Origin of the sequence: Paraburkholderia sp. OAS925 (assembly GCF_040543975.1) — a bacterium.
Classification (GTDB): domain Bacteria; phylum Pseudomonadota; class Gammaproteobacteria; order Burkholderiales; family Burkholderiaceae; genus Paraburkholderia; species Paraburkholderia graminis.
The window spans coordinates 3,699,476-3,714,104 of sequence record NZ_JBEUNO010000001.1; the positions used below are offsets into that span (position 1 = coordinate 3,699,476).

General features: G+C 62.5%; 15 protein-coding genes. 6 read left to right on the forward strand and 9 right to left on the reverse strand.

The features are described from left to right. The first annotated feature begins 49 nt into the window (after positions 1–49). Both ABIE53_RS16185 and ABIE53_RS16190 read left to right on the forward strand, forming a co-directional pair. Entirely contained in the window at positions 50–1,234 is a 1,185-nt protein-coding gene (locus ABIE53_RS16185) for an acetylornithine transaminase (protein WP_192698755.1), read from the forward strand. Between the two features lie 19 nt (positions 1,235–1,253). Continuing rightward, on the forward strand, positions 1,254–1,721 hold the full coding sequence (locus ABIE53_RS16190) for a GNAT family acetyltransferase (protein WP_044021325.1): 468 nt from the start codon (positions 1,254–1,256) through the stop codon (positions 1,719–1,721). 142 nt (positions 1,722–1,863) lie between these two features. On the opposite strand, the gene ABIE53_RS16195 is transcribed toward ABIE53_RS16190, so the two are convergent. The 7 genes from ABIE53_RS16195 to ABIE53_RS16225 all read right to left on the reverse strand — a co-directional run bounded on the left by ABIE53_RS16195 (position 1,864) and on the right by ABIE53_RS16225 (position 8,920). Next, on the reverse strand, positions 1,864–2,568 hold the full coding sequence (locus tag ABIE53_RS16195; RefSeq protein ID WP_029968028.1) for an ABC transporter ATP-binding protein: 705 nt from the start codon (positions 2,566–2,568) through the stop codon (positions 1,864–1,866). A 17-nt stretch (positions 2,569–2,585) separates the two neighbouring features. Then, positions 2,586–3,362, reverse strand: coding sequence for an ABC transporter ATP-binding protein (locus ABIE53_RS16200; protein ID WP_006050124.1), 777 nt, complete (start codon positions 3,360–3,362; stop codon positions 2,586–2,588). A 23-nt stretch (positions 3,363–3,385) separates the two neighbouring features. Next, entirely contained in the window at positions 3,386–4,555 is a 1,170-nt protein-coding gene (locus ABIE53_RS16205) for an ABC transporter permease subunit (protein WP_006050123.1), read from the reverse strand. A gap of 22 nt (positions 4,556–4,577) precedes the next feature. Continuing rightward, the gene (locus tag ABIE53_RS16210) at positions 4,578–5,528 is read right to left on the reverse strand and encodes a branched-chain amino acid ABC transporter permease (RefSeq protein ID WP_006050122.1); all 951 of its coding nucleotides are present in this window, start codon (positions 5,526–5,528) and stop codon (positions 4,578–4,580) included. A 229-nt stretch (positions 5,529–5,757) separates the two neighbouring features. After that, positions 5,758–6,957 carry a branched-chain amino acid ABC transporter substrate-binding protein gene (locus tag ABIE53_RS16215; protein WP_006050121.1) on the reverse strand — a complete coding sequence of 400 codons (1,200 nt, stop codon included), beginning with the start codon at positions 6,955–6,957 and terminating at the stop codon, positions 5,758–5,760. A gap of 545 nt (positions 6,958–7,502) precedes the next feature. Beyond that, positions 7,503–8,462, reverse strand: coding sequence for a 4-hydroxy-3-methylbut-2-enyl diphosphate reductase (gene ispH / locus ABIE53_RS16220; protein ID WP_006050120.1), 960 nt, complete (start codon positions 8,460–8,462; stop codon positions 7,503–7,505). Positions 8,463–8,464: 2 nt separating this feature from the next. Then, positions 8,465–8,920: an FKBP-type peptidyl-prolyl cis-trans isomerase gene (locus ABIE53_RS16225; protein ID WP_006050119.1), complete on the reverse strand. Its 456-nt coding sequence runs from the start codon at positions 8,918–8,920 to the stop codon at positions 8,465–8,467. Positions 8,921–9,097: 177 nt separating this feature from the next. On the opposite strand from ABIE53_RS16225, the gene radC reads away from it, so the two are divergent. The 4 genes from radC (at position 9,098) to nadB (ending at position 12,394) form a co-directional block, all read left to right on the forward strand. Next, entirely contained in the window at positions 9,098–9,862 is a 765-nt protein-coding gene (gene radC, locus ABIE53_RS16230) for a RadC family protein (protein WP_006050118.1), read from the forward strand. Positions 9,863–10,145: 283 nt separating this feature from the next. After that, the gene (gene rpmB / locus ABIE53_RS16235; protein ID WP_006050117.1) at positions 10,146–10,379 is read left to right on the forward strand and encodes a 50S ribosomal protein L28; all 234 of its coding nucleotides are present in this window, start codon (positions 10,146–10,148) and stop codon (positions 10,377–10,379) included. Positions 10,380–10,389: 10 nt separating this feature from the next. Beyond that, a complete protein-coding gene (rpmG, locus tag ABIE53_RS16240) occupies positions 10,390–10,557 on the forward strand; it encodes a 50S ribosomal protein L33 (protein WP_006050116.1) in 168 nt (55 codons plus the stop codon). 238 nt (positions 10,558–10,795) lie between these two features. Further along, the gene (gene nadB / locus ABIE53_RS16245; protein WP_006050115.1) at positions 10,796–12,394 is read left to right on the forward strand and encodes an L-aspartate oxidase; all 1,599 of its coding nucleotides are present in this window, start codon (positions 10,796–10,798) and stop codon (positions 12,392–12,394) included. A gap of 81 nt (positions 12,395–12,475) precedes the next feature. Here nadB and nadC read toward each other — a convergent pair whose 3' ends face one another. Further along, positions 12,476–13,405, reverse strand: coding sequence for a carboxylating nicotinate-nucleotide diphosphorylase (gene nadC / locus ABIE53_RS16250; RefSeq protein WP_006050114.1), 930 nt, complete (start codon positions 13,403–13,405; stop codon positions 12,476–12,478). After that, entirely contained in the window at positions 13,405–14,544 is a 1,140-nt protein-coding gene (nadA, locus tag ABIE53_RS16255; protein WP_006050113.1) for a quinolinate synthase NadA, read from the reverse strand. The genes nadC and nadA overlap by 1 nt, the downstream gene beginning before the upstream one ends. Between the last annotated feature and the right edge of the window lie 85 nt (positions 14,545–14,629).

Below are 14,629 nucleotides of genomic sequence, written 5' to 3' on the forward strand. Positions count from 1 at the left end.
TTTGTTTTTCCCTCACCCACTTGTTACCCGCTGCCTGGAGCCTGCCGTCATGAACTTCAATGAGTATCCGATCGAGTCGCTGATGTACATCACGAACCGGCCCGACATCGTTTTCACGCACGGCAAGGGCTCGTGGATCTACGACAACAACGGCAAGCGCTATCTCGACTTCATTCAGGGCTGGGCCGTGAACTCGCTCGGGCACTGCAACGAAGGCATGATCGAAGCGTTGAACAAGCAGGCGCAACTGCTCATCAATCCGTCGCCGGCTTTCTATAACGAGCCGATGGCGAAGCTCGCCGGCCTGCTCACGCAACATAGCTGCTTCGACAAGGTGTTCTTCGCGAACAGCGGCGCGGAAGCGAACGAAGGCGCGATCAAGCTCGCGCGCAAGTGGGGCAAGAAGAACAAGGACGGCGCGTTCGAAATCATCACGTTCGATCACAGCTTCCACGGCCGCACGCTCGCCACCATGTCGGCGAGCGGCAAGCCGGGCTGGGACACGATCTACGCGCCGCAAGTGCCGGGCTTCCCGAAAGCGGATCTGAACGACATCGCGTCGGTCGAAAAACTGATCAACGCGAAGACGGTCGCGGTGATGCTCGAACCCATTCAGGGCGAAGGCGGCGTGATTCCCGCCGCGCGCGAGTTCATGCAGCAACTGCGCGAACTGACCCGCAAGCACAACCTGCTGCTGATCGTCGACGAAGTGCAAAGCGGCTGCGGTCGCGCCGGCACGCTGTTCGCGTATGAGCTGTCGGGCATCGAGCCGGACATCATGACGCTCGGCAAGGGCATCGGCGGCGGCGTGCCGCTGGCTGCGCTGCTCTCGAAAGCCGAAGTTGCAATCTTCGAAGCGGGCGATCAGGGCGGCACCTACAACGGCAATCCATTGATGACGGCCGTCGGCTATTCGGTGATCTCGCAACTGACCGCGCCGGGTTTCCTCGAAGGCGTGCGCGCGCGCGGCGACTATCTGCGCGCGAAGCTGCTGGAGTTGTCGGAAGAGCGCGGCTTCAAGGGCGAGCGCGGCGAAGGTCTGCTGCGCGCGCTGCTGCTCGGCAAGGACATCGGCAACCAGATCGTCGAAAAGGCGCGCGACATGCAGCCCGACGGCCTGCTGCTGAACGCGGCGCGTCCGAACCTGCTGCGCTTCATGCCGGCGCTGAACGTCACGAATGAAGAGATCGACCAGATGATGGCGATGCTGCGTTCGATCCTCGACACGCTGTAATCGAAGCGGGCCACGCATGATGAGCACAATCGCCGCGCTTTCGATCCGCCGTTTCGACGCACGCGACACCGACGCCGTGATCGCGTTGTGGCAACAGGCGTTTCCCGAGTACCGGGACGCGACGAAGCCGCAACGCAACCCGCGTCTGTCGATCGCAAACAAGCTCGCGACGCAGCCCGAATTGTTCTTCGTGGCCGTGCTGGGTGAACGCGTGGTCGGCACGGTAATGGGCGGCTACGACGGCCATCGCGGCTGGCTCTACTCGCTCGCCGTCGACGAGTCGTTGCGGCGGCATGGCATCGGCTCGCGTCTGGTCGCGCACGTCGAAGCGGCGCTGACCGCGCTGGGCTGCCCGAAGCTGAACCTGCAAGTGCTGTCCGCGAAGAACGACGTGCGCGCGTTTTACGAGGCGCTCGGTTATCGCGCGGATGAAGTCGTGAGTTTCGGCAAACGTCTTGGCGAGCTGGCGGATTCTTCGCGGGGTTGAGTGCTTCGTGGTGCGGTGTGCTGCGCCGCGCCGCGCAAAGACAAAGGCCGCATGCGTTGGTTACGCATGCGGCCTTTGTTATTGAGGCTTTAGTTTGCGAGGCTTATTCGCCCAACTCATTCACCCAGCTCATTCACCCAGCTCATTCACCCAGATAAGCCGCCCGCACCTTCGGATCGTCCAGCATCTGCTTCGCGTCGCCCGACATCGTGACGAGACCCGAGTCCATCACATAGCCGCGGTTCGCCGCCTGCAACGCGAGACGCGCGTTCTGCTCGACCAGCAGCACGGTCATGCCTTCACCCGAAATCGCGCGCACCACTTCGAAGATCTTCTCGACCATGATCGGCGACAGACCCATCGACGGCTCATCGAGCAGCAGCAGCTTGGGACGCGAGATGATCGCGCGCGCCATCGCCAGCATCTGCTGTTCGCCGCCCGACAGCGTGCCCGCGTATTGCGTGGCGCGCTCCTTCAGACGCGGGAAAAAGCCGAACATGCGATCGACGTCGGCCTTGATGCCGTCGGTGTCGGTGCGCAGATAAGCGCCCATCTGCATGTTCTCGACAATCGACATGCGCGCGAAGATGCCGCGGCCTTCCGGCACCATCGCGAGGCCGCGCTTCAAAAGCTCGTGCGGCGGCACGCCCTTGATCGACTGGCCCATATACTCGATGTCGCCCGCGGCATACGGCTTGAGACCCGTGATCGCCTTCATCGTCGTGGTCTTGCCCGCGCCGTTTGCGCCGATCAGCGTGACCAGCTCGCCCTGCGCGACTTCGAGATCGATGCCCTTGACTGCCTGGATGCCGCCGTAGTTGACCTGAAGGCCCTTGATTTTCAACATGGTTTGCGTCGTGGACATCAGTGGACTCCTGCACCCAGATAAGCTTCGATCACCTTCGGATCCTTCTGCACGTCTTGCGGCAGACCTTGCGCAATCACCTTGCCGTAGTCGAGCACCGTCATCTGGTTGCACAGACCCATCACGAGTTTCACGTCGTGCTCGATCAGCAGGATCGTCTTGCCGTCCGCGCGAATCTTGTCGAGCAGCCTGGTCAGTTCAACTTTTTCCGTTGCGTTCATGCCGGCTGCGGGTTCGTCGAGTGCGAGCAGCTTCGGATCGGTCGCGAGCGCGCGCGCGATTTCAAGCCGGCGCTGGTGACCGTACGACAGATTGCGCGACGTGTAGTCCGCGTACTGCGCGATGCCGACGTACTCCAGCAGTTCGATCGCGCGCTCCTTGATCTCGCGCTCTTCCTTGCGCTCGGCGGGCGTCTGGAACACCGCGCCGATCAGGCCGTGCTTCGTGCGCACGTGGCGGCCGACCATCACGTTTTCCAGCGCGGTCATGCCGCCGAACAGACGAATGTTCTGGAACGTGCGCGCGATGCCGGCCTTCGCAACCTGATAGACGGCCGTCGGCGTGTAGTTCTGGCCGTCGAGCTTGAAGTCACCCGAGTCAGGCGTGTAAAGGCCCGTGATCACGTTGAAGAACGTGGTCTTGCCGGCGCCGTTCGGGCCGATCAGACCGTAAATAGTGCCTTCCTCGATCTGAAGACCGACGTCCGATAGCGCCTGCAAACCGCCGAAGCGCTTGTTGACGCCCTGCACGGACAGACGGATTTTTTTATCGCTCATGTGATTTCTCCTATCCGCGTCCGTTACGCGCGCACCGGCTTCTTGCCGGCACGCTTCGACAGCTTCGCAATCTTGTCTTCGTGCTTCGGCGACGGCCACAGGCCTTCCGAGCGGTACAGCATGATCAGCACCATCGCCAATGCGTAGACGAGCTGACGGATCACTTCCGTATCGACGATTTCATGGCCGAAGATCATGTGCTGCAGCGGACCCATCGTCGAGCGCAGGAATTCGGGCAGCACCGCGAGCAGCACCGCGCCGAGAATCACGCCCGGAATGTGGCCCATGCCGCCGAGCACCACGCACGCGAGCACCACGATCGACTCGGGCAGCGTGAACGATTCCGGCGACACGAAGCCCTGGAACGCGCCGAACATCGCGCCTGACAGACCGCCGAACGACGCGCCCATCGCAAACGCCAGCAGCTTCACGTTGCGCGTGTTGATGCCCATCGCCTTCGCAGCGATTTCGTCTTCGCGGATCGCGGCCCATGCGCGGCCGATACGCGAGTGCTGCAAACGCGTACACACCCAGATCACGAGCAGCGCGGCGAGCACGAACAGGTAGTAGTACGAGTACACCGACGGAAACTGGAAGCCGAATAGCGAGTGCGACTGCGACAGGCTGAAGTCGCCCAGGTGCACCGGCGCAATCGCCGTGATGCCCTTCGGTCCGTTGGTGATGTTCACCGGACGGTCGAGGTTGTTCAGGAAAATCCGCACGATTTCCCCGAAGCCCAACGTCACGATGGCGAGGTAGTCGCCGCGCAGACGCAGCGTCGGTGCGCCGAGCAAGACGCCGAACAGCGCGGCCACGCCCATCGCGCACGGCACGATGATGAGGAACGGCACGTGCAGCCCGTTCGGCGCGAGATGCGCGATCCATTCGAATTGCGACGACAGATGCGGCGACGACAGCAGCGCCGCCGTGTACGCGCCGACCGCGTAGAACGCGATGTAGCCCAGGTCGAGCAGGCCGGCGAAGCCGACCACGACATTGAGGCCGAGCGCGAGCATCACGTACAGCATCGCGAAGTCGAGCACGCGGACCCAGTAGTTGCCGCCCGCGGTGCCGATGATCATCGGCGCGGCGATCACGAGCACCGCCGTGATGATGCCGACGGTCAGCGTCTTCGCCAGGTTCTTCTCGGGAATGAGCGTCGTGGACGGCTCGATCGGTTGAATTGAGGTCATTTGATTTACTCCTTGGCCTGGATCAAGCGCGATCCGCAACGCGTTCGCCGAGCAGACCCGACGGACGGAACACCAGCACGATGATCAGCACGATGAACGCAAACACGTCCTGATAGTTACTGCCGAACACACCACCTGTCAGGTTGCCGATATAACCCGCGCCCAACTGTTCGATGAGCCCCAGAATCACGCCGCCGACCATCGCGCCGCCGAGATTGCCGATGCCGCCGAGCACCGCCGCGGTGAACGCCTTCAGGCCTGGGATGAAGCCCATGTAGAAGTGCGCGTTGCCGTATTCGGAGGCGATCATCACGCCGGCGAGTGCGGCGAGCGCCGAGCCGATCATGAAGGTGGCCGAGATCACGAAGTTCGGGTTCACGCCCATCAGCGAGGCGACGCCGGGGTTCTCGGCAATTGCGCGCATTGCGCGGCCGAGCTTGGTCTTGTGCACGAGGAGCAGCAGGCCCGCCATCACGAGGAACGCGACGACGATGATCACGATTTCAGTCATCGAGATCACGGCGCCGGGCGTCGTATCGGTGGCCTTGATCACGTTCAGCGGATCGGTGGGCAGAAGCTGCGGGAACGGCAGTGGATTGCGCGACCAGATCATCATGGCGAGCGTCTGCAGCAGGATCGACACGCCGATCGCCGTGATCAGCGGCGCGAGACGCGGCGCCTTGCGCAGCGGCCGGTATGCCACGCGCTCGATTGTGTAGCCGACGACCGCGCAGACCACGGCGGCGATCGCCAGCGCGATGCATAACGTCGGCACATTGCCCAAGCCGGGGAAGTGGTTCTGCAGCACGCCTATGGCTGACAGCGCAACCATCGCGCCGACCATCAACACATCGCCGTGAGCGAAGTTGATGATGCCCAGAATGCCGTAAACCATCGTATAGCCCAGTGCGATGATGGCATAAACGCTGCCAAGCACCAGCCCGTTGAGGACCTGCTGGATGAAGATATCCATTTAATGCTCCTTAGCCCGTGCGGCTGGATTCGCGCTCTTCATCAGCCGGTGGGCGGTGATGCGTCACGCAATCTCAACGGCACTGCGGGTACTGATGTAAAAGACCGGTAAGGGTTTATCCGCCGCCGATTCACCTTCACGACTGGGTCACAGTCGCAGGCTAGCCTTCAGCGGATGCAAAAACGGCACCGTCGGGTGGTTCGGTGCCGTCAGGCTGAACGTCCCGTCATTACATCTTCACGACGTCGAGAACCGCTTTCTTGCCGTCCTTGAAGTCGTAAAGCGTAATGGCGCCCTCTTTCAAATCACCCTTGTCGTCGAACGCGATGCGGCCGATTACCCCGTGGTAATCGGTGGACGGCATCGCAGCCAGCACCTTGGGCGCCTCGATCGAATTAGCGCGCTTCATTGCATCGACAATCACGTACACAGCGTCGTACGTGAACGGTGCGTAAATCTGCACCGGCGTGTGGAAGCGGTCGACGTACTTCTTCTCGAAGTCCGCTCCCCTGTCCATTTTCGAAAGCGCGAGTCCCGCTTCCGAACAGACGAGGTTTTGCACGGCGGTTCCCGCCAGCTCACCTACCTTGTCGGTACACACGCCGTCGCCGCCAAGGATTTTTGCCCTGATACCGAGCGCCGCCGCCTGTTTGGCAAACGGCCCGCCCGTTGCGTCCATGCCGCCGAACATGATGGCGTCCGGATGAACACTCTTGATCTTCGTGAGGATGGCCCGGAAGTCCGTGGCCCGGTCGTTCGTCGCTTCGCGCGTGACGACTTTCGCTCCGTTCGCCTCGGCGGTCTTCGCGAATTCGTCCGCGAGTCCCTTGCCGTAGGCGGTCGCATCGTCCACGACGGCGATGCGTTTCGCGCCCAGCGCGTTCGTCGCGTAATTGGCGAGCGCGGGACCCTGCTGCGCGTCGGTGGCGACGACGCGGTAGGTCGTCTTGAAACCCTGCTGCGTGTAAGCCGGGTTCGTCGACGACGGCGAGATCTGCACGATGCTCGCGTCGCTATAGACCTTGGAAGCCGGAATCGACACGCCCGAATTCAGATGCCCGACGACGGCCACCACGTGATCGTCCACCAGCTTTTGCGCGACGGCCGTTCCCGTTTTGGGATCGGCGGCGTCGTCCTGCGCGTCGAGTTGCAAGTCGATCTTGTGGCCGTCGATCGTCAGGCCTTGCGCGTTGATTTCCTCGACCGCGAGACGCGCGCCGTTTTCGTTGTCTTTACCAAGATGTGCAATGCCGCCCGTCAACGGAGCCGCATGGCCGATTTTCACGACGATTGCTTCGCTTGCCGGCGCCGCGGATGCTGCTGCCGCCGACGCACCTGCTCCCGCCTCGCCATCCTGTTTTTTGCCGCACGCGGTCAACATCGCAACCGCGGCCGCGATGGACACGGCGTAAGCAAACTTGACTCGCATTAAATAGGTCTCCCGCCCTTGCAAATTCCATCGTCTGAAGGCGCTAAGGCCTTGAGAACGCGCGCATTGTAACTCCAATTTTGCGACGGGCAATATTGTTGAACCGGCAGGGTTTTCCTGCATTGCAACCGTATTTTGAGACCGCTTTCGCGCAAAAAGGCGCAACCCGGTTGCGACTGTTTTTCGTGCATCAGTTGCACCGGCTTGGGAACGCATGGCATCAAGTGTTGCGGCCGAACGGCGCTGCGGCCCGCTACAGCGTGGTTTACGTCAAATGGTGGGTTTTGTTGAGCCGCCTTTGGCGAGCACCATTTTAGTGCGCCAAAATTGCGACAGGGTGGATAGGTCGCAAATAATCGGGGACGCATCATCCGAAAAGGGATTTAATGCCAGATCGAATTTCAAAAAAGATTGCCTGCGTCGGTGTGGGAAACCGCATTTCGCAGTGATGTGGCACCGTTTCTTGAATGGCCTTCGCGGCGTCAGGATGAAAAAAAACGCGCCCGAAGGCGCGCTTTCTTATGGTCTATGGTGGCTGCGAACCGTCAGGCCGGCAGACCCAAGCCACGCGGCAGCGGAAACGCGATGTTTTCCTCGATGCCGTCGAGCGCGCGAACATTGCGCACACCCAACTCCCGCAATCGGGCGATGACCGCCTGCGCCAGCACTTCCGGCGCCGAAGCGCCGGCAGTCACGCCGATGCGGCGCTTGCCCTCGACCCATGTCGGATCGATCTGATCCGGCGAATCGACCATATAGGCCGGCACGCCGAGCTTTTCAGCCAGTTCGCGCAGCCGGTTCGAGTTCGAACTGTTCGGGCTGCCGACCACGATCACCACGTCGCACTGCGGCGCCATGAACTTGACGGCGTCCTGGCGGTTCTGCGTCGCGTAGCAGATGTCCTGCTTCTTCGGCTCGCGGATGGACGGGTATTTCGCCTTTAGCGCGCCGATGATTTCGGCGGCGTCGTCGACCGACAGCGTGGTTTGCGTGACGAACGCGATCCGCTCCGGGTCGGCCAGTTGCAGCGCCTGCACGTCCTCGATGTCTTCGACGAGATGCATGCCCTCGCCCGCCTGGCCCATCGTGCCTTCCACTTCCGGATGGCCCTTGTGGCCGATCATCACGATGTCGAAGCCGTCCTGGCGCATCTTCGCGACCTCGATGTGCACCTTGGTCACGAGCGGACAGGTCGCGTCGTACACGCGCAGCCCGCGCGATTCGGCTTCGCTGCGCACCGCTTTCGACACGCCGTGCGCGCTGAAGATAACCGTGTTGCCGGGCGGCACTTCTTCGAGCCGCTCAATGAAAATCGCGCCCTTCTTGCGCAGATCTTCGACGACGTAGGCGTTATGGACGATTTCGTGACGCACGTAAATCGGCGAGCCGTGCAGCTTGATCGCGCGTTCGACGATCTCGATAGCCCGATCGACGCCGGCACAGAACCCGCGCGGCTGCGCCAGCAGGATCTCGGTTTCGGCAAGGGTCGTATCCGCGATGGTCATGTTTACAAAATCCCGATGATTTTCACTTCGAACGCCAGCGCCTGGCCGGCAAGCGGGTGGTTGAAATCGAACAGGGCCGACGTTTCGCTCACTTCTTTCAGAACGCCGGCGTAGCGGCCGCCACCCGGCGCGTTGAATTCGACCAGGTCGCCCGGAGAAAAATCCTCACCGATCATGCTGTTTTCGCGCAGCGTGGCCAGCGACACGCGCTGGATCAACTCGGGATTGCGCGGACCGAAGGCGACGCCAGGATCTAGCCGAAAGGTCGAATGGTGCCCGACCTTCAAACCCAGCAAAATGTCTTCCAGCGGCGGCGCGAGCTGACCGGCGCCGAGCAGCAGCGTGGCGGGCTTGTCGTTGAAGGTATTGATGACTTCGGCGCCATCGGCAAGGGAAAGCCGGTAGTGAAGCGTCACGTGTGAACCGGGCTTCACTTCGGAAATGTCGATGATGCTCATGCAGTGCTCGCTCAGTCGAAGCGCGCTCTCACGCGTGCGCCGCGGGCGCAGCCGACGCGTGCGGCACACCGTCGGCGTGCCGTGCGCAAAGCGTCTATTGTAAGCCACATGGCTGGCCTCGGCTTGCGTCCATCGCACGCACGAAGCTTCAACCCTAAGCGGAGGAATTGTCTCTATATGTCTGATTATGCGTCCACAATCGGCGATCCAATGTTGGATTTCGCTCGTTCGCCGCCCGTCGCCCGCCCTGCCGATGCGCCCAATCCGCGCCGCGGGCGCAAATGGCCCAAACACGATATGCCGCGCGAACGGCTCATCGATCAGGGCCCCGCCGTGCTGTCGGACACGGAGATGATCGTGCTCGTGCTCGGCTCGGGCCTGCCCGGCCACGACGTGTTCAGCGTGGCGCGCGAACTGCTCGACCGCTTCGGCTCGCTGCGGGCCATGCTCGATGCGACTTACGCGGATTTCGACGGCCTGCGCGGCATCGGGCCCGCGAAAAAAGCGCAGTTGCTCGCGATCATGGAAATGGCGCGCCGTTCGCTGGTCGACAAGATGCGCCGGCGTTCGCTGATGAATTCGCCCGAGGCCGTGGAAGATTACCTGCGGCTTCTGATCGGCGGCCGTCCGCAGGAAGTGTTCGTGTCGCTGTTCCTGGACGCGCGGCATCGGCTGATTCGCAGCGAGGAAAGCGCGCGCGGCACGCTCACGCGCATGGCGGTGTATCCGCGCGAGATCGTGCGGCGGGCGCTGGCGCTCAATGCGGCGAGCCTGATCGTCGCGCACAATCATCCGTCGGGCGCGGTGCAGCCGAGCGCCAGCGACTGCAGTCTGACGCGCACACTGCGTGAAGCGCTGGCGCTGATCGACGTGCAACTCGTCGATCATCTCGTGATCGGCGCGGACAGCGTATACTCGTTCGCCCGCGCCGGGTGGCCGTGACGCAGTGCGACCGGCACCTTGACGGGTCTTTCGGCGCTCTTTAGGCGACATGAAAAAAGCGTGAACGGGACGCGAAAAGGCGCCGCGCCGTGTCTCGCCACCGCAAATAAGGTTTGATTTTGCGGCTTTTTTCCTGCTAGAATTCCGGTTTGCCTATTTCCAACCCCCTGTTCCGAAGCCACCAAGGCGTTCCGGAAAGGATACGTGCCTGATTTCAGCGCGACTCTTTTCGGGAAACTTTCACGGCGTTCGAACTCAGAATTAGCGTATTAGGAGTGCTCTCATGGCACGCGTATGCCAAGTAACTGGGAAAGCGCCGATGAGCGGCAACAACGTTTCCCACGCGAACAACAAAACCAAGCGCCGGTTCCTGCCGAACCTGCAAAGCCGCCGTATTTGGGTGGAAAGCGAAAACCGTTGGGTGCGTCTGCGTATTTCGAACGCCGGCCTGCGCCTGATCGACAAGAACGGTATCGACGCTGTGCTCGCAGATCTGCGCGCACGCGGTGAAGCCTAAGGAGTAAATCATGGCGAAAGGCGCACGCGACAAGATCAAGCTGGAATCGACCGCAGGCACGGGTCACTTCTACACGACTACGAAGAACAAACGCAACATGCCGGAAAAGATGCTGATCAAGAAGTTTGATCCGGTCGTCCGTAAGCACGTTGACTACAAGGAAACCAAGATCAAGTAAGTCTTGGCTCCTGCCTTTTGACGAAGGCAAAGACATGTGCAAAAAGCCTCGCATTCGTGCGGGGCTTTTTTGTTTTTGGGTCGTCAAAACCGTCGTTTGACCTTGATGTGCGCGGTCGTGAAGTCTTATGCCGTCCGGCTAGCTTTCCCTCAACCGTCGCGGCGCGTATCCTTTCTCGTTTTAGCAGCGCGTGATTGACGCGTTTGCACAGCAAAACGAAAAGACGGAGATGCAAGCAATGGAATTCGATGTGGCGATTGTCGGTAGCGGTCTCGCGGGGCTGAGCGTCGCGCTCAATCTCGCAGAAACGCGGCGGGTTGCGGTGATCGCCAAGCGGTCGATGACTGAAGGCGCGAGTGATTGGGCGCAAGGCGGCATCGCCGCCGTGCTGGATTCCGCGGACAGCATCGACAATCACGTGCGCGACACGCTGATTGCCGGCGGCGGCCTGTGCGACGAAGCGGCGACGCGGTTCATCGTCGAACACGGGCGTGCCGCGATTGAATGGCTGATTGACCAGGGCGTGCCGTTCACGAAAGACGACGCGGCCGAGCTCGGCTTCCACCTGACTCGCGAGGGCGGCCATAGCCACCGGCGGATTATTCATGCGGCCGACGCCACGGGCCATGCGGTTGTCACCACGCTCAGCGAGCGTGTGCGGCGGCATCCGAACATCACGTTGCTCGAAGATCACTGCGCGATCGACCTGATCACCTCCGACCGGCTGGGATTGCCGGGACGCCGTTGTCATGGCCTCTATGCGCTCGATGTGCAAACCGGCCGCACCGTCACCATCGAGGCGCCGCACACGGTGCTCGCCACCGGCGGCGCCGGCAAGGTCTACCTGTACACCACGAATCCGGACACGGCGACGGGCGACGGCATCGCGATGGCATGGCGCGCGGGCTGCCGCGTCTCGAACATGGAGTTCATTCAGTTCCATCCGACCTGCCTGTTCCATCCGTACGCCAAGTCGTTTCTGATTTCGGAAGCCGTGCGCGGCGAAGGCGGCGTGCTGAAGCTGCCGGACGGCACGCGTTTCATGCCGAACCACGACGAGCGCGCCGAACTCGCGCCGCGCGACATCGTCGCGCGCGCGATCGACTTCGAGATCAAGAAGCGCGGCATCGATTGTGTGTATCTGGACATCAGCCATCAGCCGGCCGATTTCCTGCACGAGCATTTTCCGACGATCCTCGCGCGCTGCCTGGAATTCGGCATCGACATCACGAAGGAACCCATTCCGGTCGTGCCGGCGGCGCACTATACGTGCGGCGGCGTCGTCACCGATCTGGCGGGCCGCACCGATCTCGCGGGCCTCTATGCAGTCGGCGAGACCTCTTGCACGGGGCTGCACGGCGCAAACCGTCTGGCCAGCAATTCGCTGCTCGAGTGTCTGGTGATCGGCCGCTCGGCTGCGCGCGCCATCGAAGAAGAAGGCTTTAGCGGCGCGGTTCATGCGCCGTTGCCGGACTGGGACGAAAGCCGCGTGTCCGATCCGGACGAAGAAGTGGTGGTCGCCCACAATTGGGACGAGCTTCGCCGGCTCATGTGGAATTACGTGGGCATTGTGCGCACGGACAAACGGCTTGCGCGAGCGCGCCACCGGCTCGCCCTCTTGCGCGACGAGATTCACGAGTATTACGCAAACTTCAAGGTGAGCCGCGACCTGCTGGAGTTGCGCAATCTGGTGGACGTGGCTTCGCTAATCGTCGACGGCGCGCGCTCGCGGCGCGAAAGCCGCGGCCTGCATTTCAGCCGCGACTGGCCGGCGACTTTGCCCAAAGCGCTGCCGACCGTGCTCTCGCCGGAATACGTGCGCAACCGCAACGTGTGATGCAAACGGAAACGCCATCGCCGGCTTTCATGCCGGCGATGGCGTTTCATGTCTCACGAAGCCTAATTTCTGGAAACCGCGTCAGACGATTCGCAGCGAGTAATCGGTCGCTCGCACGTCTTTCGTCAGGGCGCCGATCGACACGCGGTCGACGCCTGTCTCCGCAATCGTCCGCACCGTCTCGAAGTTGACGCCGCCGGACACTTCCAGCACCGCGCGCCCGGCGGTGATGCGCACCGCGTCGCGCATTGCATCGAAGGAAAAGTTGTCGAGCAGAATGGACTGCGCGCGATGCGCCAATGCCGTTTCCAACTGTTCGAGCGTTTCGACCTCGATCTGAATCGGGACGCCCGCGTTGAGCGCAAGCGCTGCGTTCATGGCCGCGCCCACTCCGCCGGCGGCGGCAATGTGGTTTTCCTTGATCAGGATGCCGTCGTACAACGCGAGCCGTTGATTCGCGCCGCCGCCCACACGCACCGCGTACTTTTGCGCGAGCCGCAAGCCTGGCAAAGTCTTGCGCGTGTCGAGAATGCGCGTGCGCGTATGCGCGATTGCGTCGACGTACCGGCGCGTCGCGCTCGCCACGCCGGACAGCAACTGCAGAAAGTTGAGCGCGTTGCGCTCGGCGGTAAGCAGCGCGCGCACCGGCCCGCGCAGTTCGCACACCGGCGTGTCCGCCGTCATGCGGTCGCCTTCGCGATAACGCCACTGCGCCTCGATCCGCGGATCGACCTGGCGCAAGACGGCGTTGAACCAGGGCACGCCGCACAACACCGCATCCTCGCGGACGATGACGCGCGCGTCGCGCACTTCGTCGGCGGGAACGAGGCGGCCAGTCTGATCGCCAGTGCCGATGTCTTCCGCGAGCGCGTCCGCGACGTTGCGTGCCAGCGCGGCGTCGAACGCGGCGCCGTACTGCGCGCGGATCTCGGCGAAGAGCGGCGACACGGCTTCCGCCTGGCTATACGCGGCGGAACCGGCCTCTACCGAACTTTGCGCTACCGCGTTCATCAGGCGGCTCCTACGTTCGAATACAACTGCGCGTCGCGCGCCAGATCGCCGCTCGCCTGCACGCGCTTCTTGTGACGCGCGGCGAAGTCCAGCATGCGGTCGATCGGCAGACGAGCCCGTTCGCCAATAGCACGGTCGACGAAAATCTCGTTGTGGCCGCGCTCGAGCACGTCGGCCAGATTCGCGAGGCCGTTCATGGCCATCCACGGACAGTGCGCGCAGCTCTTGCAGGTCGCGCTGTTGCCGGCCGTGGGCGCGGCAATCAGCGTCTTGCCGGGCGCAGCGAGTTGCATCTTGTGCAGGATGCCGAGGTCCGTCGCGACGATGAAATGCGTCGCATCGAGCTTCTGCGCGGCGTCGATCAACTGAGTCGTGGAACCGACGACATCGGCAAGCGCCACGACGTTGGCCGGCGACTCGGGATGCACGAGCACTTTCGCGCCGGGATATTCGGCGCGCAGCAAATCCAGTTCGATGCCCTTGAATTCGTCGTGCACGAGACACGAGCCCTGCCACATGAGCATGTCCGCGCCGGTCTTGTTCTGGATATAACCGCCCAGGTGCCGGTCCGGCGCCCAGATGATTTTTTCGCCGCGCGCGTGCAGGTCGGCAACGATCTCCAGTCCGATCGATGAAGTCACCATCCAGTCGGCGCGAGCCTTCACCGCGGCACTGGTGTTCGCATAGACCACGACCGTGCGATCCGGGTGGGCGTCGCAGAAAGCCGAGAATTCATCCACCGGGCAGCCGAGATCGAGCGAGCAGGTAGCGTCGAGGTCCGGCATCAGAATGCGCTTGTCGGGGCTCAGAATCTTCGCGGTCTCGCCCATGAAACGCACGCCGGCCACCACCAGCGTTTGCGCCTCATGGTCACGCCCGAAGCGCGCCATTTCCAGCGAATCGGCGACGCAGCCGCCGGTTTCGTCGGCAAGCTCCTGCAATTCGGCATCGACATAATAGTGGGCCACGAGCACTGCTTTCTCGCGCTTGAGCAATGCACGGATGCGCTCCTTCAGCGCCACTTTTTGTTCTGCCGACGGCATGTCGGGCACCTTCGCCCACGCCTGTCCGATCCCGCAGGACGTGCCCTGCGCCTGCGGCCGGTCGTATTCGACGGTCCTGATCGCCTGCTGATCCATGATCTCCTCTGCCCTCGCTCTGCCGCCGCGGCCTGCGCACTGCGTCATGCTGCATTTTCCGCGGCCCAAAAAGCAAAACCCCGCC